This is a genomic window from Streptomyces huiliensis, assembly GCF_020037025.1.
GTDB lineage: Bacteria > Actinomycetota > Actinomycetes > Streptomycetales > Streptomycetaceae > Streptomyces > Streptomyces huiliensis.
The window spans coordinates 1-20,949 of the sequence record NZ_JAIQLH010000195.1; the positions used below are offsets into that span (position 1 = coordinate 1).

20 protein-coding genes and 2 pseudogenes are annotated in these 20,949 nt (G+C 71.5%); 15 read left to right on the top strand and 7 right to left on the bottom strand.

Annotation, left to right across the window (positions count from 1 at the left end; genetic code table 11):
* Positions 1–744, bottom strand: a pseudogene (locus JNW98_RS27020) (PucR family transcriptional regulator); the annotation flags it as partial.
* 199 nt (positions 745–943) lie between these two features.
* Between JNW98_RS27020 and JNW98_RS27025 the strand changes: the two are divergent.
* Positions 944–1,870, top strand: coding sequence for a proline dehydrogenase family protein (locus tag JNW98_RS27025; RefSeq protein WP_223770920.1), 927 nt, complete (start codon positions 944–946; stop codon positions 1,868–1,870).
* 34 nt (positions 1,871–1,904) lie between these two features.
* Entirely contained in the window at positions 1,905–3,536 is a 1,632-nt protein-coding gene (pruA, locus tag JNW98_RS27030) for an L-glutamate gamma-semialdehyde dehydrogenase (RefSeq protein ID WP_223770921.1), read from the top strand.
* Between the two features lie 71 nt (positions 3,537–3,607).
* Here pruA and JNW98_RS27035 read toward each other — a convergent pair whose 3' ends face one another.
* A complete protein-coding gene (locus JNW98_RS27035) occupies positions 3,608–4,480 on the bottom strand; it encodes a DUF6415 family natural product biosynthesis protein (RefSeq protein ID WP_223770922.1) in 873 nt (290 codons plus the stop codon).
* A gap of 223 nt (positions 4,481–4,703) precedes the next feature.
* Between JNW98_RS27035 and JNW98_RS27040 the strand changes: the two genes are divergently transcribed.
* Entirely contained in the window at positions 4,704–5,564 is an 861-nt protein-coding gene (locus JNW98_RS27040) for a helix-turn-helix domain-containing protein (protein WP_223770923.1), read from the top strand.
* The gene (locus JNW98_RS27045) at positions 5,557–5,787 is read left to right on the top strand and encodes a DUF397 domain-containing protein (protein WP_223770924.1); all 231 of its coding nucleotides are present in this window, start codon (positions 5,557–5,559) and stop codon (positions 5,785–5,787) included. The genes JNW98_RS27040 and JNW98_RS27045 overlap by 8 nt, the downstream gene beginning before the upstream one ends.
* Before the next feature lie 33 nt (positions 5,788–5,820).
* On the opposite strand, the gene JNW98_RS27050 is transcribed toward JNW98_RS27045, so the two are convergent.
* A complete protein-coding gene (locus JNW98_RS27050) occupies positions 5,821–6,078 on the bottom strand; it encodes an IPT/TIG domain-containing protein (RefSeq protein WP_223770925.1) in 258 nt (85 codons plus the stop codon).
* A 185-nt stretch (positions 6,079–6,263) separates the two neighbouring features.
* Between JNW98_RS27050 and JNW98_RS27055 the strand changes: the two genes are divergently transcribed.
* Complete coding sequence (locus tag JNW98_RS27055; RefSeq protein ID WP_263421257.1) at positions 6,264–6,917, top strand: DNA alkylation repair protein; 654 nt, start codon at positions 6,264–6,266, stop codon at positions 6,915–6,917.
* Between the two features lie 47 nt (positions 6,918–6,964).
* On the top strand, positions 6,965–7,777 hold the full coding sequence (locus JNW98_RS27060) for an HAD hydrolase family protein (RefSeq protein WP_223770927.1): 813 nt from the start codon (positions 6,965–6,967) through the stop codon (positions 7,775–7,777).
* On the opposite strand, the gene JNW98_RS27065 is transcribed toward JNW98_RS27060, so the two are convergent.
* Positions 7,749–8,570, bottom strand: a complete 822-nt coding sequence (locus JNW98_RS27065; protein WP_223770928.1) for a ribosome-inactivating family protein — start codon at positions 8,568–8,570, stop codon at positions 7,749–7,751. The two genes, JNW98_RS27060 and JNW98_RS27065, sit on opposite strands and share 29 nt — an antisense overlap.
* 255 nt (positions 8,571–8,825) lie before the next feature.
* Between JNW98_RS27065 and JNW98_RS27070 the strand changes: the two genes are divergently transcribed.
* Positions 8,826–9,410: a hypothetical protein gene (locus JNW98_RS27070; protein WP_223770929.1), complete on the top strand. Its 585-nt coding sequence runs from the start codon at positions 8,826–8,828 to the stop codon at positions 9,408–9,410.
* Between the two features lie 56 nt (positions 9,411–9,466).
* On the opposite strand, the gene JNW98_RS27075 is transcribed toward JNW98_RS27070, so the two are convergent.
* Positions 9,467–10,564: a hypothetical protein gene (locus JNW98_RS27075; RefSeq protein ID WP_223770930.1), complete on the bottom strand. Its 1,098-nt coding sequence runs from the start codon at positions 10,562–10,564 to the stop codon at positions 9,467–9,469.
* A 173-nt stretch (positions 10,565–10,737) separates the two neighbouring features.
* Between JNW98_RS27075 and JNW98_RS27080 the strand changes: the two genes are divergently transcribed.
* On the top strand, positions 10,738–11,706 hold the full coding sequence (locus tag JNW98_RS27080) for a GlxA family transcriptional regulator (RefSeq protein WP_223770931.1): 969 nt from the start codon (positions 10,738–10,740) through the stop codon (positions 11,704–11,706).
* Between the two features lie 406 nt (positions 11,707–12,112).
* Positions 12,113–13,111 (top strand): type I glyceraldehyde-3-phosphate dehydrogenase, encoded by a 999-nt coding sequence (gene gap / locus JNW98_RS27085; protein WP_223770932.1) that lies wholly within the window; start codon positions 12,113–12,115, stop codon positions 13,109–13,111.
* A 14-nt stretch (positions 13,112–13,125) separates the two neighbouring features.
* On the opposite strand, the gene JNW98_RS27090 is transcribed toward gap, so the two are convergent.
* The gene (locus JNW98_RS27090) at positions 13,126–13,650 is read right to left on the bottom strand and encodes a MepB family protein (protein WP_223770933.1); all 525 of its coding nucleotides are present in this window, start codon (positions 13,648–13,650) and stop codon (positions 13,126–13,128) included.
* A 333-nt stretch (positions 13,651–13,983) separates the two neighbouring features.
* Between JNW98_RS27090 and JNW98_RS36320 the strand changes: the two genes are divergently transcribed.
* The 3 genes and pseudogenes from JNW98_RS36320 to JNW98_RS27100 all read left to right on the top strand — a co-directional run.
* Positions 13,984–14,118, top strand: a complete 135-nt coding sequence (locus JNW98_RS36320; RefSeq protein WP_263421255.1) for a hypothetical protein — start codon at positions 13,984–13,986, stop codon at positions 14,116–14,118.
* 47 nt (positions 14,119–14,165) lie between these two features.
* Complete coding sequence (locus tag JNW98_RS27095; protein WP_223770934.1) at positions 14,166–14,615, top strand: hypothetical protein; 450 nt, start codon at positions 14,166–14,168, stop codon at positions 14,613–14,615.
* Positions 14,537–15,040, top strand: a pseudogene (locus JNW98_RS27100) (enolase C-terminal domain-like protein); the annotation flags it as partial. The gene JNW98_RS27095 and the pseudogene JNW98_RS27100, both read left to right, overlap by 79 nt.
* A gap of 45 nt (positions 15,041–15,085) precedes the next feature.
* Here the strand turns inward: JNW98_RS27100 and JNW98_RS27105 are convergent.
* Positions 15,086–16,666 (bottom strand): purple acid phosphatase family protein, encoded by a 1,581-nt coding sequence (locus JNW98_RS27105; RefSeq protein WP_223770935.1) that lies wholly within the window; start codon positions 16,664–16,666, stop codon positions 15,086–15,088.
* 138 nt (positions 16,667–16,804) lie between these two features.
* Here JNW98_RS27105 and JNW98_RS27110 point away from each other — a divergent pair, with 138 nt between their 5' ends.
* From JNW98_RS27110 to JNW98_RS27120, 3 genes are all read left to right on the top strand, one after another.
* Positions 16,805–17,866 carry a 3-isopropylmalate dehydrogenase gene (locus JNW98_RS27110; RefSeq protein WP_223770936.1) on the top strand — a complete coding sequence of 354 codons (1,062 nt, stop codon included), beginning with the start codon at positions 16,805–16,807 and terminating at the stop codon, positions 17,864–17,866.
* Positions 17,867–18,073: 207 nt separating this feature from the next.
* Positions 18,074–19,159: a branched-chain amino acid aminotransferase gene (locus tag JNW98_RS27115; protein ID WP_223770937.1), complete on the top strand. Its 1,086-nt coding sequence runs from the start codon at positions 18,074–18,076 to the stop codon at positions 19,157–19,159.
* Positions 19,160–19,461: 302 nt separating this feature from the next.
* Positions 19,462–20,802: an MFS transporter gene (locus JNW98_RS27120; protein ID WP_223770938.1), complete on the top strand. Its 1,341-nt coding sequence runs from the start codon at positions 19,462–19,464 to the stop codon at positions 20,800–20,802.
* The last annotated feature ends 147 nt before the right edge of the window (positions 20,803–20,949 follow it).

The following is a 20,949-nucleotide window of genomic DNA, read 5'->3' on the forward strand; positions in this document are numbered from 1 at the left end:
GGCGCGCAGCCGGACCAGGGCGGCGAGGGCCGCCGAGCCGTCCGGCAGGCTGTCCGGGACGGCGCAGAGCGCGGCCACGCCCGAGCGGGCGGCGAACGCCGAGCTCGGACGGTCGCCCTCGGCCCTCTCGGCCCCCTCCGCCTCGTCGGCCTCCGTCCGCCAGGGAGCCACCGCCAGCAGCGCCAGCGGCCCGTCTCCCGCCGGGCCCAGGGCCTCGCGCAGGGCCAGGCGCGCCGCGTCCCGGCCCGCCGGGCGCGCGGTCAGCAGGTCCCGCAGCAGTTCGCCCAGCTCGGCACCGGCCCGGGCCTCCGCCGCCAGCAGGGCGCCGATCCGGGCGGCCGTCTCCATCGCCTGCGCCACGCGCGGGTCCGGCGCGGCCGGGCCCAGGTCGAGGCCGGCCAGGTGCTCGTCGTCCAGCAGCCAGACGTAGCCGTGGACGATGCCCCGGTGGCGTACGGGCAGGCAGATGCGGCCCTTGAAGACACCCGCCGCCGGATCCGGCGGGATCCGCATCGGCGCCTGCGCCCGGGCGATACCGAACGCCTCGAACCAGGCCCGGACGGCCGCCGTCGAGCGCCGCTGGAGGATCGAGCGCGTCCGCACCGGGTCCATGGAGACTTCCAGATCGTCGTCGCCGCCGTGCGCGCCGAAGGCGATCAGGCCGAAGTCGCGGTCCTCAAGGGTCGCGGGGGCCCCGAACACCGCCGAGATCTCGTCCACGAGCTGCTGGTACTCGCCCCGCATGACGTGCAGCACTCCCTTTCGTCCCTTGTGTCCCGTCCCCGTCGTCTCCGGGCACCATTGTCATACATCTGTCTGAGATCCCGGCCACGGATGCGTGACAGCTGTCGATGGCCCGCGGGGTGGCGTGAAATCTACGTTTCACGTCGAGTTGGTTATGCCGTCGTCCCAGGGGGGACCGGCCGTCATCGTGGAGGTGCCCGTGCTGGGTCCCGTCATCCTCGCCGCCTCGCGCAGCGACCGCATGCGTCGCTTCGTGTCGGCCGCCCCGGGCACCAAGCAGGTCGTCGACCGCTTCATCGCGGGCGAGACCGTCGGCCAGGTCATTCCGATCGTCAAGGACGCCGCGGCCAAGGGCCTGGAGGTCACCCTCGACGTCGTCGGCGAGGACATCACCACCGTCGAGCAGTCGTACGCGGCCCGGGACGCCTACCTGGAGCTGATCGAGCGCCTCAAGGAGCTGGGCCTCGGCGAGCGCGCCGAGATGTCCGTGAAGCTGTCGATGTTCGGCCAGGCGCTGGAGGGCGGCCACGAGCTGGCCCTCGCCAACGTCCGCCCGGTCGTCGAGGCCGCCGCCGCCATCGGCACCACCGTCACCCTGGACGCCGAGGACCACACCACCCTCGACTCGATGTTCGCCATCCACGAGGAGCTGCGGAAGGACTTCCCGCAGACCGGCTGCGTCATCCAGGCGTACCTCTTCCGCACCGAGGACGACGCCCGCCGGCTCGCCGCCGCGGGCAGCCGGGTGCGTATCGTGAAGGGTGCGTACAAGGAACCCGCCTCCGTCGCCTTCCAGGACAAGGCCGAGATCGACAAGGCGTTCGTCCGCATCGTCAAGATACTGATGGCGGGCGAGGGCTACCCGATGATCGGGTCGCACGACCCGCGTCTGATCGCGATCACCCAGGAGCTGGCCCGGCAGGCGGGGCGCAAGCTGGACGAGTACGAGTTCCAGATGCTCTACGGCATCCGCGGTGACGAGCACGTCCGGCTGGCCGCCGAGGGCCACCGGATGCGGGTCTACACGGCCTACGGCACCGACTGGTACGGGTACTTCATGCGCCGGCTGGCGGAGAAGCCCGCCAACCTGCTGTTCTTCCTCCGCTCGATGATCACCAAGGGCTGAGACCCTCACAACCCCGTAAGGAGCCATGAGACTCATGGACGCTGTCACCCAGGTCCCCGCCCCGGTCAACGAGCCGGTGCACTCCTACGCCCCGGGCTCCCCGGAGCGCGCCCGCCTCGAGGCCAAGCTCAAGGAGCTCGCGGGCAACCCCATCGACCTGCCGATGACGATCAACGGCGAGAAGCGGATGGGCGGCGGCGAGCGCTTCGACGTCGTACAGCCGCACAACCACAAGGCCCGCATCGGCACCTACGCCAACGCCACCGAGCAGGACGCCCAGGACGCGATCGACGCCGCCCTGGCCGCCGCCCCGGCCTGGCGCGCCATGTCCTTCGACGACCGCGCCGCGATCATCCTCCGCGCCGCCGAGCTGCTCGCCGGCCCCTGGCGCGAGACGCTGGCCGCCTCCACCATGCTCGGCCAGTCCAAGACCGCCCAGCAGGCCGAGATCGACACCCCCTGCGAGCTCGTCGACTTCTGGCGCTTCAACGTGCACTTCGCGCGCCAGATCCTCGCCGAGCAGCCGGTCGCCAACTCCGCCGGCGTGTGGAACCGCAGCGACCACCGCCCGCTGGAGGGCTTCGTCTACGCGATCACGCCGTTCAACTTCACGGCCATCGCCGGCAACCTCCCGACCGCCCCCGCCCTGATGGGCAACGTGGTCGTCTGGAAGCCGTCCCCGACGCAGACCCACGCCGCCGTGCTGCTGATGCAGCTCCTGGAGGAGGCCGGCCTCCCCAAGGGCGTCATCAACCTGGTGACCGGCGACGGCCTCGCCGTCTCCGAGGTGGCCCTGAACCACCCCGAGCTCGCGGGCATCCACTTCACCGGCTCCACCAAGACCTTCCAGTACCTCTGGAAGACCGTGGGCAACAACATCGAGAAGTACAAGGGCTACCCGCGCCTCGTCGGCGAGACCGGCGGCAAGGACTTCGTCGTCGCCCACCCGAGCGCCGACCGCGCCATCCTGAAGACCGCCCTGACCCGCGGCTCCTTCGAGTTCCAGGGCCAGAAGTGCTCGGCCTCCTCCCGCGCCTACATCCCCCGCTCCATCTGGGAGGACGGCTTCAAGGAGGAGTTCGCGGCCGAGGTCGACGGCATCACCATGGGTGACGTCACCGACCTGTCCCACTTCATCGGCGCCGTCATCGACGAGCGCGCCTTCGCCAAGAACAAGGCCGCCATCGACCGCGCCAAGGCCGACCCGACCTGCACCATCGTCGCGGGTGGCAGCTACGACGACTCGGTCGGCTACTTCGTCCGCCCGACCGTCATCGAGTGCACCGACCCGTCCAACGAGGTCTTCACCACCGAGTACTTCGGCCCGATCCTCGCCGTCCACGTCTACGAGGACGGGGACTTCGACGCGATGCTCCAGCAGATGGAGTCCGTCTCGGCGTACGCCCTGACCGGCTCGGTCATCGGCCAGGACCGCGCCGCGGTGGCCGACGCGATGGAGAAGCTCCGGTTCGCCGCGGGCAACTTCTACATCAACGACAAGTCGACCGGCGCCGTCGTCGGCCAGCAGCCCTTCGGCGGCGGCCGCGCCTCCGGTACGAACGACAAGGCCGGTGCGGCCACCAACCTCCTGCGCTGGGTCTCGACCCGGTCCATCAAGGAGACCCTGGTCCCGCCGACCGACTACCGCTACCCGCACCAGGGCTGACCTGCCCTTTCCCGGGTTTCCCGGGTCCCCCCCGTCCGGCCCGCGCCGGGCGGGGGCGTTTCCGTCGCCTTCTACGCGGCGACGGCGTACGCGGGTGAGCCGAGCCGTAGCTCGGCCGGTGCCCCGCCCCCGCCGCGCGCCGCGCCCAAGGCGGCTCTGACGCGGCGGGCCTGGTGCGGCGAGCAGCGCTCGTCGAGCCCGTCGGCGGGGACCCAGGCGTAGCCGGCCAGACCGGGCCGCTCGGGCAGCCGCACGCTGATCTCGTCGCCGAGCGCGGCCACGGCGTACACGAAGGTGATCCCGGCGCCGCTGCCGTCCCCCCGGACCCAGTCGGTGGCGAGCAGCCGCGCGGGGCGGACGGCCAGGCCGGTCTCCTCCCGCACGGTCCTGGCCATGGCCTCCCAGGTCGGCTCGCCCGCGACCGCCGGCCCGCCGGGCAGGCGGAAGTTGGTGCCCGGTACGCCCGGGTGCGCGGGCGACACCATGAGCACGTCCTGCTCCTCATCCCTGGTGGGGGAGGGGCGGCAGATCAGCGCCCGCGCGGTCACGCGCACGCACGCCGCGGGATCCGCGCCCGTCAGGCCGAGCCTCCGCCGGTGCGCCAGCAGCTCCCGGGTGATCAGCGCCAGGCTCCGGCAGTAGGAGAACGCGGACTCCAGCCCGTCCCCGGGGCCCGTGCACCGGGCCCGGTACGTCGCCTCGTCGGCGGCCCGCTCGGCGGCGACCCGCCGCGGGTCCTCCACCGGCAGCGACTCCCGTGCCGTGCCCTTGATCCAGGGCGCCCACTCGTTGATGAAACGGCGCAGTTCCGCCGCCGACGCCTCCATGATCTCCGCCGGCGGCGGCATGCTCGCGGTGAGGATCAGACCGGCGGTGCTTTCGATTTCCGCCTCGGCTTCTGCGCGGAGCGCCGGTGGGGCGGCGTGGGGGCCTGCGTGAGGCATGGCGGTACCTGGCCAGACGGGCATGAGGGTCGGTCTCCTCGGTGCGGGGTGGTCATCGGGAACCGCTGCACGCCGGCGCGAGCGCTGTTTTGTTCGCTTACGTGTGCGAGGCCGCGCGGCGGGCATCACAGGGTCGAACACAGCGTCAAGCGACGGGAGTTACGTGTCGCGGTTCCGGTCTCCAGTATCGGCCCGGGCCCCTATCCTCGACCCCATCTCGGGCTTGAACGATCGACTGATTCGAATGGGGGCAATCATGGATGGTGCTGCTCCACTTGATCCGTACCAGGTGCGCGTGATCCGGCTCGGGGCGGCGATCCGCGAGCACCGGCTAGCGAAGGGGTGGAAACAGGCGGAGCTGGGTACGGCGGTCGCCTTGTCGCACACGGCGATTTCTCACTTCGAAAAGGGATCGCATGTGCCGAGGCGCGACGTCACCCGCCGCATCGATGATGTCCTGGGGGCGCGCGGCCGTATCTGGACGCTCCGCGATGAACTCGACGACGATCCCGGCGCGAAGTGGAATCAGCGACTGCTCAGGTATGAGTCGCGCGCGGTCCGGATCCGCCAGGCTGGCGGGGTCATTCCTGCCCTTCTCCAGAATCCGGAGTACGAACGGGCGATCATCGAGAAGAACAATCCGTTTTTCGGTGGGGATGTTGAGGACAAACTCAAGTACCGGGCGCGTCGTCACGCGATTCTGAAGCGTCCGGATCCGCCCCAGTTCTCCGCACTGATCAGCGAGGCGGCCCTCTACTCGCTGATCGGCAGCAGATCGATCATGCGGAACCAACTAACGGACTTGATCGCCTCGTCGCAGGAGCCTGGGATCGAGGTGAGGATTGCACCGTTCGAGGGCAACGCCGATTTGCTGCAGGTCTTCGGAGGCTTCACGATCATGGACCTTCCCGGAGGGAAAACGGTCGTGTATGCAGCGTCCGGTCTTCGAGGGCTCCTCATCGCCAAGCCGGAGGAGGTGGCCGGATACATCGGCATCTATGATCAGCTTCAAGCCAGGGCGCTCGACGTCGAAGCGTCAAGGGTGCTGATCCGTAAGGTGGTTAGGGAGATGTACGGTGCGTAACACCACGTTTGACCTGTCCGTAGCTGCCTGGCGTAAGAGCTCGCACAGTTACAACGACGGCAGTTGCGTCGAGATAGCCGAACAGTTCCCCGACATCCTCCCCATACGCGACTCCAAAGCCCCCGAGCGGCAGCCGATCACCGTCCCTCGCACCGCCTGGGCCTCCTTCGTGACCGCCATCGCCGCCACCGGCGGCGAGCCGCTGCCTGCCCGCGGCCGGTGAGGTCGCCGGACAGGCAGTGGGTGGGGGCGTGGGTCACACGTACGTGAAGTCCACGCTGTTGCTCTTCCCGTCGTCACGGACGGCGACGACATGTACGGTGCCCTTGCCAGGCGGGACCTCTACATCCACGTCCGTGCTGTCCCCGTAGTTCTCCACGAACGTGTCGTCGACACTGACTTCCTTGTTGCCCCAGAGAAGCTTGGTGGTGCCATCGAGGTCGCCTTGGAGGGTGACCCACTTCTGGCCTTCCTTGCCCTGGTCGGGCTGGATACGGTCAATGTGCGGAGCCATCTCTGCACCCTTTCGACTAGGTACCGGTGGCCTTTGAGCGCCACTCTCCCAGTCGCGCACCGGGGAATGGGGAAGGCGACATCACGATGGGCCAAACGGGTGAAGCAGGGGACGGCGCGTATAGGCTGAATTCCGTACGCAACGGACAGGAGGCCGAGGTGCCCGAGGCGACACTCGCCGACGTGATGGCGGAACTCACCGCGCTCGAAGACCCGAAGACCCGCAGGGTGAACGAGAAGCACGGTGACGATCACGGCGTGAATCTCGGCAGGCTGCGCGCGCTCGCCAAGCGGCTGAAGACGCAGCACGGTCTCGCGTGCGAGCTGTGGAAGACGGGCGACAGCGCGGCGCGGCTGCTGTCGCTCCTGATCTGCCGCCCGAAAGCGTTCGGGCGGGACGAGCTGGACGCGATGCTGCGCGAGGCGCGCACGCCCAAGGTGCACGACTGGCTCGTGAGCAACGTGGTGAAGAAGAGCGCGCACGCGGAAGAGCTCCGCGTGGCGTGGTCGGCCGACGCGGATCCGGCGGTCGCGAGCGCCGGCTGGGTGCTGACCGCCGACCGCGTGGCGAAGAAGCCCGAAGGGCTCGACCTCACTGCCCTGCTCGACGTCATCGAGGCGGAGATGAAGGAGGTCCCGGACCGGTTGCAGTGGGCGATGAACGAGTGCCTGGCCCGGATCGGGATCGAACACCCCGAGCACCGCGCCCGCGCGATCGGGATCGGCGAGCGCCTGGGGGTGCTCAAGGACTACCCGACACCCCCAGGCTGCACCTCCCCGTTCGCACCCGTCTGGATCACCGAGATGGTGCGCCGCCGGCAGGACGGGGCGGCGGCCTGACCCAGCCCGTAAGCCGCACGGCGGTGACGACTCGATACGATCTCGCCGTGATCGTTTCCAGCGCCCGCACCACGGTCTTCGACATCGACGGCACGCTCTGCTTCGACGGGAGGACGATCGACGGCAGGATCCTCGCGGCCATCGAGAGCTGTGAACGCGCCGGGCATCAGCTGGTGTTCGCCTCCGCCCGGCCGGTCCGCGACCTGCTGCCCGTCCTCGGCGGGGCCTTCCCCGCCGCGACGCTGATCGGCGGGAACGGCAGCCTCGTCTCGGTCGGTGGCGAGGTGCGGGCGCGGGCCGTGTTCGAGGCCGGTGACCTCGGCAAACTCCTGGTGGAGGCGGACCGCTACCGGGCGGGCTACCTCGCCGACGGTCCCTGGGACTACGCCTACACGGGACCGGCCGACCACCCGATCCTCGGCCGCGTCGATCAAGGCCGCCTCGCCCGCCGGGTCGACCTCGCCGACCTCCCCGCCGTCGTGAAGTTCCTCGTGGTCAGCGCGGCGGATGTGACCGACATGGCGGCCCTCGCCGAGGCCGGCCGGGTGCTCGGAATGACGGTCAACCACCACCTCGACGAAGGGCTCATCGACATCGCGCCCGGCACGACGAACAAGTGGGAGGCCCTCGCCTCCCTGGGCATCGACCGGTACAACGCCTTCGGCAACGACATCAACGACCTCGACCTGCTGCGCAACGCGCGGCACTCGGTGCGCGTCGGCACTCACCCCGGCCTGGACGGCGTCGCCCGCGTCACGGTGGTCGCCGACCCGGAGGCCGTCGCCGCCGAGATCGCCCGACTCGCCGCGGCGACCGACGCGGGCCGACCGGTCAGTGACCCGAGAACCGGTGCCCGTTGACCTCGACGAAGCCGATGTAGTACAGCAGGGCGGCCACGGTCGTGAGGCGGTGGCCCATGACCCAGATCGACTGGCCGGACGGGTTCTGCCGCGAGTTGCGCACGAAATCGGAGATCTCGCCCCACTGGTTCTCCAGCGCGGAGTTGAGGATCTCACCTCGGGGAGCGCCCGCGTCGTAGTCCAGGGGACGGTTCTGGTTGGGGTTCTGGATGTTGCCCCGGATGACGTCGAAGACGCTGCCGAAGCGCGCCGCTTCGGAGAAGGCCTGGATCGCGATGACCAGCGAGCGGCCGATGGTGTCGTTGTACTGGTTCGCCCGGCCGAGTTCCCGCATCGCGTTGTAGATGCGCTCGGGGTTCATGACGAGCTGCCCTCGTTGGCCGCCGCCCGGGAGATTGCTGTAGTTCCCGGTGGTCGGCATGGTGTGGATGTCGTTGAGATTGAGGCCCAGCGCGTTGGCGAATTCCTGCCGCCGGTCGTTGAAGACCCAGTGCGAATTGGTCGTCGGGGCGTAGAAACCGGCGACGTAGAGGTCGTCGGCCCAGAGGTACACCGAGGCCAGGTGCCGGTCACCCGTGTCCAGCACCCGGACCTGGATGAGCCGGCCGCGCTCGGTCGTGGTCTGCGCGGTTCCGTTGACTCCGGTCGACTCCCCGTAGGTGTACCGGTGAATGCGGTCGATCAGATCCCAGTAGTTGTGGTGATGGGTGTTGCCACCCGCGGTGATGTTCGAGACGCGCCAGTCGAGCATCTGGAAGTTGGCGGCGGAGGCCGTGCCACTCAATACGGTCACGAGGCCCATCGCCGTCGCGAGTGTCAGCAGAAGGGCGCAGAGTTTTCGCAGCATTTCCCTTGTCGTTCCCTGGTCCGGCGGCCGTCGGAGGTTCGACGCCCCTTTTCCGGGGCGCCGTCGGCCGGGCCTGAACGCTAAGCCGGGAACGAACGCACACCTTGCCGGGCGACGCACGTCTCGTTGACCCTCCGCGCACGACACCCCCATTCGCATTTTGGGTGGCACGGGGGGAGGACTCTGCCGCATGATCACGGCATGACGAGTCCTGCCGCCTTCCGAGACCAGGGCAACTGGTGCAATGGCTTCTACGAGCTGGCCATGGAAGTCGGGTCGCGCGACGACGGCCGGGTTCAAGCCGTCCTGAGCGCCCTGTGGTCGGCCGCGGACGTCCGCGGGTGCTTCGGCCGGCGGGACCGCGAACCTGAGGAGCAGGATCTCGTGCCGTGCACCGTCGGCTCACTGGCCGAGTTCGGCCACCTCCTTGGCCAGGTCCGCCTGCCCACCGGCGAACTGGCCGTGTGCGGTTGTGTGGCGGTCCGCGGCGGTGACGAAAGCAGCGACTGGCTGGACTTCTACGTCCCCGTCGGTGCCCTGGAAAGGGCAGGTCTCGCCTACCAGGATGGCCGACCGTTCTTCAGGTCCGCCGTGATGGACGAATGGCTGGCCGCCCTCGGGACCGAGATCTTCAAGGAGGCCCCCTTCGCTCTGGGGGTCATCGGTTTCGAAGTCTCCGGGTGCACCGACGCATCGACGCCGGCGGGCGAACTGCCGACGACGCGTGACATCGGATACCTGCTTCCCCAAGGCGGCGTCCTGCGCTACGGCGCCGCCAACACCTGAGCCTCGCCGCTCCGGGTGGGCGCCGCGGACGGCGCCGGTCGGAGCCGTGACGCCCGCTAGGACCGCGTCGCCGTCCTGCACCCGTCCCCGGAAGGCCCGCCCCGCCCGATCGGTGCGCTGCGGTCGTACGGGTCGACCTCCGTGCCGGCTCCGTCCGCGCGGCGGTCCGTGCCGAAGGGCGGGGTGAAGTAGCCCGTGGGGGCGCCGCAACCGCCGTTGGTCATGTCGTACTTGTAGGAGACGATCGAGAACGTGCCCGGTTCGGTGATCACCTTGTCGGGGTCGTCCCAGCTCAGGACCAACTCGCGCCGGACGATCGTGCGCACGATCTCATCGTCGCCGCCGCTCGCGTCCGCGGGGGCGACCGGGTAGACGAAGGTGACGTCGGCGGTCACCTGGAGCGCGCCGCGCTCGCCCTCCCGGTAGGTAAGCCGGCCACGGGTCTTCACGACGTCGCCGACCAGGCGGGTGCGGGAGGGCTGGAAGCGGCTGAAGAGGAGGAGGGGGTCGTTCTTCTCGCTCGGTGACCGGAACGCGGTCGCCAGCAGGTTTTGGACGTCCTTCTGGTGCGGGTTGATGAGGGCGATCGCCTTCTCGGGGCGCTCGCCCCGCAGCACCCCGCGGTCCAGGCCGGACGCGACGAGGAAGTCCCGGCTGCGGGCGAGGGCCCGTTCGACCTCGGCCGCGCTCATCGAACCGACCGCCTCGGCCTTCGGCACGGTGATCCCCGCCGCTCCGCTCGCCCAGCCCGCCGCCGGCGAGCCACGGAACGGCTCGTCCACGGTGGGGCGTCGGGCCGCGTCCGCCGGGGGCGCGTGTTCCGGGCGGGCGGTCTCGGCCGCCGACGGGGAGCCGGAGCCGGCGAACAGGTCCACTATTCGTCCCGGCGCGAGCGCCACCGCCAGCAGCGCCAGCGAGGCCAGCAGCCCGACCACGTACCAGCCCGTGCGCCGCTCGGGCCGCCGCGCGGGCGGGTGGGTGCGCCAGCCCTCGGAGCCGCGGTCCGGCTCGGTGCGCAGCCGCTTCGCCACGCCGCGCGCCCGCGCCGACGGCTCCTTGGGCGCGTCGGCGACACCCGCCACCGACTCGCGCAGAAACCGCTCCCACTCCTCGTCGGACCTGGACGAACCGTCCGGCTCCGTACCCGCGCCCATCCCTGAGACTCCCTGGCCGTCAGCACTTCGCGGCCCGCCTTCCTGGGACGCGTCGGCATCATGACACGGCCCACTGACAACGAGGCCGGCCGGGCGGGCGGTGACCGTGGGGGCGCACCACGCTTCCCGGCGCCCCACGCTCTCCGCACCCACGCCCCACGTACCCTCGTCCCGTGCCAGACTCCCGGCCCGACACCCGCCCGCGCCGCGTCGCCGTCCTCGTCCTCGACGGCGCGAAGCCGCTCGACGTCGGCATCCCGGCGCAGGTCTTCACGACCCGCGCGAGCATGCCGTACGAGGTACGGGTGTGCGGTGCGGTGCCCGGACCGGTGACCGGCGGGGACGGGCTCGCGTACGCCGTCGCGCACGGCCTCGACGCGCTCGCGTGGGCGGACCTCGTCTTCGTCCCCGGTTACCGGTTCCCCGACCGCGACGATCCGCCGCGGGCCGTCGTCGAGGCGCTGGTCGCCGCGCACGGCCGGGGCGCGCGGCTCGCCGCCATCTCGACGGGCGCGTTCGCGCTCGCCGCGACGGGCCTGCTGGACGGCAGGCGGGCCACGACGCACTGGCACTACGCGCGGGCGCTCGCGGCCCGGTACCCGCTCGTCCGGGTCGACGAGAACGTGCTGTTCGTCGACGAGGGCAGCGTCCTCACCTCGGCCGGCGCCGCCTCCGGCATCGACCTGTGCCTGCACATCCTGCGCGGCGACCTCGGGGTGGCCGCGTCCAACCACGCGGCCCGGCGGCTGGTCGCCGCCCCCTACCGAAGCGGCGGCCAGGCCCAGTACGTACCGCGCAGCGTCCCGGAACCGCTCGGCGAGCGGTTCGCCGAGACCCGCGAGTGGGCGCTGTACCGGCTCGGGGAGCCCCTCACCCTCGACGTCCTGGCGCGGCAGGCGGGGGTCTCGCCGCGTACGTTCTCCCGGCGCTTCGTCGAGGAGACGGGCTACACGCCGATGCAGTGGGTGATGCGCGCCCGCCTCGACCTGGCCCGCGAACTGCTGGAGCGCTCCCAGCGCAGCGTCGAACAGATAGCCGCCGACGTCGGCCTCGGCACCGGCACCAACCTGCGCCTGCACTTCCAGCGCGTCCTCGGCACCACCCCGAGCGAGTACCGGCGCACGTTCACCCGGGGCGAGTGACGCCTGCCGGACCGGGGACCCGGTACGACGATGCCCGCGACGAACCCCCTTGTGGGACACCGCCCGGCCACCAGAGGTGCCGGAGACACGGCGTTCGTGTGCTCGGGCGGGAGAACGGTTCCTCCGCTCCGGGCCTCGGGCCCCTGCCGAGGCCCACCCGCCTCGAAGGCCACGCCCGGTACACCTGCTCCGGCAGGCTCCCGGGCGGACCACCGCAGCCACCGGGCACTTCATGGGATCGGCGACCGCGTCCCGCGTCGCGGTGAACAGCCCCACCGGCCGGGAGAGGGGCCGCAGACCCTCTCCCGGCCGGTGGCGGGATCCTTTCGAACCCTGGCGATCCCGCCACTGTCAGAGGTGTGCGGTGCGGGCGAGGCTGGTGGCGCGAACGGAAGGGACACCACTCATGACTCGCATCGCCATCAACGGGTTCGGCCGCATCGGCCGCAACGTGCTGCGCGCGCTGCTGGAGCGCGACAGCGACCTTGAGATCGTCGCCGTCAACGACCTCACCGAGCCCGCCACCCTCGCCCGGCTGCTCGCCTTCGACAGCACGGCCGGCCGGCTGGGGCGGCCGGTGACCGTCGACGGGGACGTCCTCGTCGTGGACGGCCGCCGGATCAAGGTGACGGCCGAGCGCGAGCCGGCGCGGCTGCCGTGGGCCGAACTCGGCGTCGACGTCGTCCTGGAGGCCACCGGCCGCTTCACCGCGGCGAAGGCCGCCCGCGCCCACCTCGACGCGGGCGCGAAGAAGGTCCTCGTCAGCGCGCCCTCGGACGGCGCGGACGTCACGCTCGCGTTCGGGGTCAACACCGACGCCTACGACCCGGCCGTCCACACGATCGTCTCGAACGCCTCCTGCACCACCAACGCGCTCGCGCCGCTGGCCAAGGTGCTCGACGAACTGGCCGGTATCGAGCACGGGTTCATGACGACGGTGCACGCCTACACGCAGGAGCAGAACCTGCAGGACGGCCCGCACCGCGACGCCCGCCGCGCCCGCGCCGCCGGCGTCAACATCGTGCCGACCACGACCGGCGCCGCCAAGGCGATCGGCCTGGTGCTCCCGAAGCTCGACGGCAAGCTGTCGGGCGACTCGATCCGCGTCCCGGTGCCGGTGGGCTCGATCGTCGAGCTCAACACGACCGTCGCCCGCGACGTGACGCGCGACGAGGTGCTGGCGGCGTACCGCGCCGCGGCGGAGGGACCACTCGCCGGCGTCCTGGAGTACTCGGAGGACCCGCTCGTGTCCGCCGACATCACCGGCAACCCCGCCTCGTCGATCTTCGACTCGGCCCTCACCCGCGTCGACGGCCGCCACATCAAGGTGGTCGCCTGGTACGACAACGAGTGGGGCTTCTCGAACCGCGTGATCGACACGCTGGAGCTGCTCGCCGGCCGCTGACCGGACGCTCGCGCTCAGGCGCGGTAGAGGGCGCGGGCTCGCCGCAGGTCGGCGGGTCCGCGCCCGCTCAGGTCGAGGAAGTGCCGCACCTGCCACGCCTGGGTGCCGCGGGCCTGCCGGCTGCTCGTGGTCACCCACGGCGGGTAGACGCGGAACCCGCGCTTCCCGCCGGAGCCGCCGCGGGAGACGATGCCGCGCTCGCACAGCACCTCGCACGGGAACACGAACTGCCCGAAGCCGCCGTCGTCGCGGCTGCCGACGACGAAGAGGTCCACCCCGTCGTCGGCGTCGAACGGCCGGATCGGCCCCTCCGCGGACCGCTGCCACACGGTGACGAACTGGCCCGCCTTCGTCGGGGTGGTCTTGGCCACCCGGAAGCGGACCGACCGCCCGTCGAGCGTGAACGCACAGGCCGCGTACTCGGTGCTCTCCGGCTCCGGCACCGGCGGCGAGCAGGCGAAACCGTACGGGTCGTACACCAGCGCCTTCGCCGCCGCCAGATCGTCGTGCGGCCCCGCCCACGGCTGATTCGTCCTCATGCCGCCATCCTGCCGGAGCACTACGACACTCGGTCGCCGCCCCGGCTTCCGGCCGGAGGGCCGCCCGCGGCACGGCGCGTCGCCCCCGGGAACGGCCGGTGAACGCCCCCCGCCGGGCGCGGGCCGTCTCAGATAGTAGGAAGCCCGAGTAAATACCGGGACAGCGCGGGAATGCTCGCTTAGCGTGGAGGAAGCCGAGCGTCCCGCTCCATCGAGCGACGGCGGACGCGGCCGGGCGCGCGAGCGCAGGTGACCCCTGCGAGCGCCCGGGCCCCCGCCCCTTCTCCGGCTCTTCGCATCCCTCGCAGGACTCTTCCAGAGGAGACGTGACCCATGGCCGAGACCACTGCCGTCCGCAAGCCCCGCCGCACCCGCCGCGCCGAGCACGACGCCGACCGCCGCAACGCGGCCGCCGCCCTCCAGCGCGCCCTCGACCGCCGCGACAACGGGGGACCGGCGGGTCACTAGGCCCACCCTCCCGTATCCGTGTGCGGGCGGCGATCGTTCGTCAGCGCATGAACCGACACACCCTCGCCCGAGCCGCCGGCATCGGCCTGGCCCTCCTCGCCGGAACCCAGGCCGCGGTGGCCCCGGCGCGGGCCGCAGGGCCGGACGGCGGCATCCTCTCGCCGCTCCTCGGGGGCGGCTGCGCCGGCCGGCCCGAGGTGACGGCCCGTGGGAAGGCGGCGATGGAGCTGCTCGGCGTGCCCGTCACCGGAGCTCCAGCTCCGGCCCGCACCCGGTCGTTCCCGGATCTGATCAATCTCGGCGTCCAGGACGTCAGCGTCCTGAGCGACCTCACACCCCGGGCCTGCGCCGGTGGGCCTCTCGACCGGCCCCTGGCGCTCGTCCTCGACCGCATCCCCACTCTGCCGGGGACGGCGTCCGCGACGGCGTCTACGACTACGCCGGGGAAGGCGTACGGCGCACCCCCGCCGAACACGCCGACCACCTCGTCAAGCTGATCGACGCCTACCCCGTCGTGGCGATGGAGGACCCCATGGCCGAGGACGACCTGGCCGGCTGGCGGGACCTGACCGCCCGGGTCGGCGCGCGCTGCCGGCTCACCGGCGAAGACGTGTTCTGCACGAACGAGACGCTCCTGCGCGAGGGCATCGCCTCCGGCGTCGCCAACTCCGTCCTGGTGAAGGTCAACCAGATCGGCACCCTGACCGAGGCCCTGGCCACCGTCGACGCCGCGCACCGGGCCGGCTACACCGTCGTCATGTCGCACCGCTCGGGAGAGACGGAGGACACGACGATCGCGGACCTGGCGGTCGCCACCGGCTGCGGCCAGATCGAGACCGGCTCGCTGTCCCGCTCCGACCGCACCGCCAAGTACAACCAACTCCTCCGCATCGAGGAGGAGCTGGGCGACAGCGCCCGGTAAGCGGGCGGGGAGGCGCTCCGCCGCTAGCCCGGGCCCCGGCCCCTCCTAACCCTTCCGCCGCACCACGTCGAAGTGGTCGATCCGCTTCCCGTTCTCCGCCAGCGCCGTGACCCGCATCCGGGGCCGTGCCCCCGGCTCGCACTCCACCGCGAGGAAGGAGTGGCCGGTGAAGCGGACCCGCGACCACTCCACCCGTTCGGGGGACTTCACCCGGCCCTTATTCCAGTGGTAGCTGGCGATGCTTTCGAGGTCGTGGACGTGGCCCTCGTAGCTGTCCGGGACGGGGAAGTCGTAGAGGTCCGCGCCGGCGCCGCCCGCCGTGACGTAGACGATGCCGTCGCGCGCCGGGTCGACCGTCGCGCCGATCGGGACGCGGCGGCGGAGCCGGCCCGCGCGGAGGGCGTCGGTGCGCTCGTAGACGTGGTTGTGGCCGTTGATGACGAGGTCCACGCGGTGCTTGTCGAACAGGGGCAACCACGCGTCGCGGACGCCGCCGTCCGAGGCGTGCGCCTTCGTCGTCGAGAAGGCGCAGTGGTGGAAGAAGACGACGACGAAGTCGACCTCGCGCCGGGCGCGCAGCTCGCGCAGCCGGCGGTCGAGCCAGGCCGTCTGCCGGCCGTCGCTGTAGCCGGTGTTGGCGGCGATCTCGTACGAGACGTCGTTGGCGTCTAGGGCGACGACGGCGACGTTGCCGTGCACGAAGGAGTAGGCGCCCGGCGACCGGCGCGGGTCGAAGCCGTTGCCGGGCAGGGCCCAGCGGGCGCTCTGGCCGCCGTAGCCGTCGGGGGAGTACCAGGCCTCCATGTCGTGGTTGCCGGTGGTCACCATCCACGGCACGCTCCGGGCCACCGTCTCCGTCTGGGCCAGGAACTGGTCCCACACCCGCGCGTCGTACACGTCGCCGGGCCGGCCCGCGCCGCTGCTGTCGGCGTAGCAGATGTCGCCCGCGTGCAGGTGGAACGCCGGTTCCTGGCCCAGCAGCACCTGGTCGTTGCCGAGCGCGTGGTAGCCGACGCCCTGGTCGCCGAAGGCCGTGAAGACGAACCGCTCCGGGCGCGCGGGCGCGGTACGGAAGGACGCGACCGTGCCCAGGTGACGGGCGTCCGCCGGGTCGAAGCCGGTGTGCCCGACGCCGTAGTAGTACGTGGTGCCGGGCCGCAGCCCGTCCAGCGCGACGTGCAGGTAGTACTGGTCGACGGCGGGCAGCTTCCGGACGAGCGGCGGGGTGTGCAGGTGCCGCACCTCCGCCTCCAGGCGGCGGCCGAGGTCCCAGGGCTTGAGGCCGATCCGCAGGAACGGCTTGCGCACCGCGAACGGCACCTGCCACGAGACGCGCATCTGCGTCTTCGGGTCGGCGCCGTAGGACAGGTGGCGGCCGAAGGGGGCGACCAGCGCGCCGCTGACCCGGGCGGTGGCTCTCGCGGTCACCAGCGTGGGGGAGAGCGGGCTGCCGAGGGCGGGGGGCGCCGCGCCCAGCAGGCCCGTCCCGGCCGCCGCCCCGGCCGTCACCGCGCCCGCGCGCAGCAGACCGCGCCGGGTGAGCTTGCTCCGCAGGTACTCGTGCTGCTCCGGCATGGTCATGCGCTCGGCGAGCCGGCCGGGGATGCCTACGCGTGGAGTGTCCATGCCGGGAACGTGCCAGCAAAGGCCCCTTCCGTCACCCACTTACGCCGAATTCCGCCGAACCGACCTCAGGCGGTCGTCCGCCGTCCATATGGTGGACAGAGAGTGTCATTCAGTGGGACGACGCAGTACGGTCCCGTCATGTCTCGCAGCATCCGCCTCGCAGTGATCCCCGGTGACGGCATCGGCCCCGAAGTGGTGGCCCAGGGACTTCGCGTCCTCACCGCCGTCCTCCCCTCCGACGTGAAGCTGGAGACCCGGGAGTACGACCTCGGCGCCCGGCGCTGGCACGCCACGGGGGAGACCCTCCCCGACGCCGAACTGGAGTCCCTCAAGGAGCACGACGCGATCCTGCTCGGCGCGGTGGGCGACCCCTCCGTACCGTCCGGCGTGCTCGAACGCGGCCTGCTGCTCAAGCTGCGCTTCGCCTTCGACCACTACGTGAACCTCCGCCCCTCCCGCCTCTACCCCGGCACCGCCACCCCCCTCGCCGGCGGCCCGGACATCGACTTCGTCGTCGTCCGCGAGGGCACCGAGGGCCCGTACACCGGCAACGGCGGCTCCCTGCGCACCGGCACCCCGGCCGAGGTCGCCACCGAGGTCAGCGTCAACACCGCGTACGGCGTGGAGCGCGTGGTCCGGGACGCGTACGCGCGGGCCCAGGCCCGGCCGCGGCGGCACCTCACGCTCGTGCACAAGAACAACGTGCTGGTGCACGCGGGCCGGCTCTGGAAGGACGTCTTCGACCGGGTCGGCCGGGAGTTCCCCGAGGTCACCACGGACTACCTGCACGTCGACGCGGCGACGATCTTCCTCGTCACGCGGCCGGAGCGGTTCGACGTGATCGTCACCGACAACCTCTTCGGCGACATCCTCACCGATCTCGCGGCGGCCGTCAGCGGCGGCATCGGCACGGCCGCCTCCGGCAACATCAACCCGGACGGCACCTTCCCGTCGATGTTCGAGCCGGTGCACGGCTCGGCGCCCGACATCGCGGGCACCGGAACGGCCGACCCGACGGCGACCGTCCTCTCCGTCGCCCTGCTGCTGCGGCACCTCGGGTACGAGGGGGAGGCCGCGCGGGTGGAGGAGGCCGTCGCCGCCGATCTGGCGGGACGGGCCGGGACCGCCGCCCGTTCGACGGAGGAGATCGGGGCGGCGCTGGCCGCTCTGGTGACCGGGGTACCGGGCGTAGTCGCCTGACCCGTCCGCCCCGCGCGCGGCCGGAGTCCCACCGTTCCACCGGGCCGCGCGCCTCCTCGGCGTTCGCACAGGTATTTCGTTCGTGCCCCCCTCCGAGCGATAATCGGACACGGGGCCGCGAAAAGAGGCGAAGAAGCTCGGACGTCCGCCAGAGCGGGGACGGCGTGAGCGCGGTCCGCAGCACCCGAAAGTTAAGGACACGCACCCATGACCACGCCCACGATCGAGCTCAAGCCCTCCTCGCAGCCGCTGTCCGACGCGGAGCGGGAGCGCATCCTCGCCGCCCCCGGGTTCGGCCGCTACTTCACCGACCACATGGTCACGATCAAGTGGGCGGACGGCGTCGGCTGGCACGACGCCCAGCTCGTGCCGTACGCGCCGCTGTCGGTCGACCCGGCCAACATGACGCTCCACTACGGCCAGGCCATCTTCGAGGGCCTCAAGGCGTACCAGCGTCCGGACGGCGGCGTGGCCACCTTCCGCCCGGAGGAGAACGCCAAGCGCTTCCAGGCGTCCGCCCGCCGGTTGGCCATGCCCGAGCTGCCCGTCGAGACGTTCATCGAGGCGTGCGACGCGCTCGTGCGGCAGGACCGCGCCTGGGTGCCGTCCTCCGGCGAAGCCTCCCTCTACCTGCGGCCGTTCATGTTCGCCACCGAGGCGGGCATGGGCGTGCGCCCGGCCAAGGAATACCTCTTCGTCGTCATCGCCTCGCCGGCCGGCGCCTACTTCGCCGGCGGCGTCAAGCCCGTCTCCGTCTGGATCTCCGAGGAGTACGTCCGCGCCGCCCCCGGCGGCACCGGCGCCGCCAAGTGCGCGGGCAACTACGCGGCTTCCCTGATCGCCCAGGCGCAGGCCGCCGAGAAGGGGTGCGACCAGGTCGTCTGGCTGGACGCCGTGGAGCGCCGCTGGATCGAGGAGATGGGCGGGATGAACCTGTACTTCGTGTACGGGAACCGCATCGTCACTCCCGAGCTGACCGGGTCCCTGCTGCCCGGTATCACGCGGGCCTCGCTGCTGCGGATCGCTTCCGACCTCGGGTACGAGGTCGCTGAGGGCCGGATCTCCGTGGACGACTGGCGGAACGCGAACGCGGACGGTTCTCTGACCGAGGTGTTCGCCTGCGGCACGGCTGCCGTCATCACGCCTGTCGGGTCGGTCAAGTCCGCGCGTGGGGACTGGACGATCGGTGATGGTGGTCCGGGTGAGGTGACCATGCGGCTGCGTCAGGCGCTGCTGGACATTCAGACGGGTGCGGCGGAGGACACGTACGGCTGGATGCACTCGCTGGGGTAGTCGGTTGGGGGCGCCCCGGTCCCGCCCTTTCACCGTTTCTTGCGGGGGCAAGTCCCCGCACCCCCGAAGCGCCCTTCGGGCGCTGTCCTCAAACGCCGGACGGGCTATATCAGCCCGTCCGGCGTTTGAGGACGAGCGGCGAAGCCGCGACAAGCGGGGTCTGGGGCGCAGCCCCAGGAAACGGCGAAAGGGCGGGACCGGGGCACAGCACACCGCCCCGCGACCACAACGCACGCAAGTACGCGCGATCGTTGCCAGGGCCCCCTTGTCCGAAACCAGACCGTCCGCCACCGTTGCGGTCCATGGAACAGCACTGGAAGAAGATCTGGGTCGGCTCGGCCGGCAACATGGTCGAGTGGTTCGACTGGTTCGTCTACGCCAGCTTCGCGACGTACTTCGCGGGCTCCTTCTTCCCCGAAGGCAACGACACCGCCAAACTCATGAACACGGCGGGCATCTTCGCCGTCGGCTTCTTCATGCGCCCGGTGGGCGGCTGGCTGCTCGGCCGGGTCGGTGACCGGAAGGGGCGCAAGGCGGCGCTCACGCTCACCGTGACCCTGATGTCCGCCTCGGCGGTGCTGATCGCCGCGGCGCCGACCTACGGGGTGGCGGGGTACGGCGGCGTGGCCGTCCTGCTGGTGGCCCGGCTGCTGCAGGGGCTGTCGGTCGGCGGGGAGTACGCGGCGAGCGCCACGTACCTCACGGAGGCGTCGGCCCCGGGCCGCCGCGGGTTCGCGTCGAGCTTCCAGTACGTGTCCATGACGGCCGGGCAGTTGCTCGGCCTCGGGCTGCTGATCGTGCTCCAGCACACCCTCACCTCCGCCGAGTTGCACGACTGGGGCTGGCGGATCCCGTTCGTCGTCGGTGCGCTGGGCGCGGCCGTCATCTTCTACCTGCGGCGCAACATGCTGGAGACGGAGACGTACCAGGAGGCGGACGACACCCCGCAGGGCGACCGCGGCACGGTCCGCGCCCTGCTGCGGCACAAGCGCGAGGCGCTGCTGGTCATCGCGCTGACCATGGGCGGCACGGTCGCGTACTACACGTACACCACGTACCTCACCAAGTACCTCTCCAACACCGCCGGGCTGCCCAAGCAGACCGCCACGCTCGTCAGCTTCTGCGCGCTGCTGGTCTTCGCCTGTCTCCAGCCCCTCGCGGGCGCGCTCTCGGACCGGATCGGCCGCCGGCCGCTGCTGATCACGTTCGCGGTGGGGTCCACCTTCCTCACCGTGCCGATCATGACGCTGCTGAAGCACGCCGGTTCGTTCTGGCCCGCGCTCGGCCTCGCCCTCCTCGCCCTGATCGTGGTCACCGGCTACACCTCGATCAACGCCTGTGTGAAGGCGGAGCTGTTCCCCACCGGCGTCCGCTCGCTCGGCGTCGCCCTGCCGTACGCCATCGCCAACGCGGCCTTCGGCGGCACGGCGGAGTACGTGGCCCTGTGGTTCAAGAAGAGCGGGATCGAGTCGGGCTTCTCCTGGTACGTGGCGGGCTGCGCGGCGGTGTCGCTGGTGGTGTACCTGACGATGCGGGAGACCCGGGACATCGACCTCAAGAAGGTCGGGGACGCGCCCCGGGCCGAGGCGGCCGCCGACCCCGACGCCCTCGGGGGTGCCAAGGGGGCCGTGCCCGCACCCTGACCCCCGAACACTCGTCCGGAATCCGGCCCCGCCGCCCGCATCGTGAGACGGTTCCCCGGCGGCGGGGGCCGCTGTGCAAGACTGCGTCCCGTGTTCTCGCTCGCCATGATTACGGGCAGCAGGCGCGCCGGTCCGCAGTGACCGCCC

Coding starts and splice junctions, on each gene's coding strand:
- pruA (WP_223770921.1), top strand. CDS start 1,905: ATGGACGCTGTCACCCAGGTCCCCGCCCCGGTCAACGAGCCGGTGCAC.
- JNW98_RS27035 (WP_223770922.1), bottom strand. CDS start 4,480: ATGCCTCACGCAGGCCCCCACGCCGCCCCACCGGCGCTCCGCGCAGAA.
- JNW98_RS27050 (WP_223770925.1), bottom strand. CDS start 6,078: ATGGCTCCGCACATTGACCGTATCCAGCCCGACCAGGGCAAGGAAGGC.
- JNW98_RS27055 (WP_263421257.1), top strand. CDS start 6,264: ATGGCGGAACTCACCGCGCTCGAAGACCCGAAGACCCGCAGGGTGAAC.
- JNW98_RS27070 (WP_223770929.1), top strand. CDS start 8,826: ATGACGAGTCCTGCCGCCTTCCGAGACCAGGGCAACTGGTGCAATGGC.
- JNW98_RS27075 (WP_223770930.1), bottom strand. CDS start 10,564: ATGGGCGCGGGTACGGAGCCGGACGGTTCGTCCAGGTCCGACGAGGAG.
- gap (WP_223770932.1), top strand. CDS start 12,113: ATGACTCGCATCGCCATCAACGGGTTCGGCCGCATCGGCCGCAACGTG.
- JNW98_RS27090 (WP_223770933.1), bottom strand. CDS start 13,650: ATGAGGACGAATCAGCCGTGGGCGGGGCCGCACGACGATCTGGCGGCG.
- JNW98_RS36320 (WP_263421255.1), top strand. CDS start 13,984: ATGGCCGAGACCACTGCCGTCCGCAAGCCCCGCCGCACCCGCCGCGCC.
- JNW98_RS27095 (WP_223770934.1), top strand. CDS start 14,166: ATGAACCGACACACCCTCGCCCGAGCCGCCGGCATCGGCCTGGCCCTC.
- JNW98_RS27105 (WP_223770935.1), bottom strand. CDS start 16,666: ATGGACACTCCACGCGTAGGCATCCCCGGCCGGCTCGCCGAGCGCATG.
- JNW98_RS27110 (WP_223770936.1), top strand. CDS start 16,805: ATGTCTCGCAGCATCCGCCTCGCAGTGATCCCCGGTGACGGCATCGGC.
- JNW98_RS27115 (WP_223770937.1), top strand. CDS start 18,074: ATGACCACGCCCACGATCGAGCTCAAGCCCTCCTCGCAGCCGCTGTCC.
- JNW98_RS27120 (WP_223770938.1), top strand. CDS start 19,462: ATGGAACAGCACTGGAAGAAGATCTGGGTCGGCTCGGCCGGCAACATG.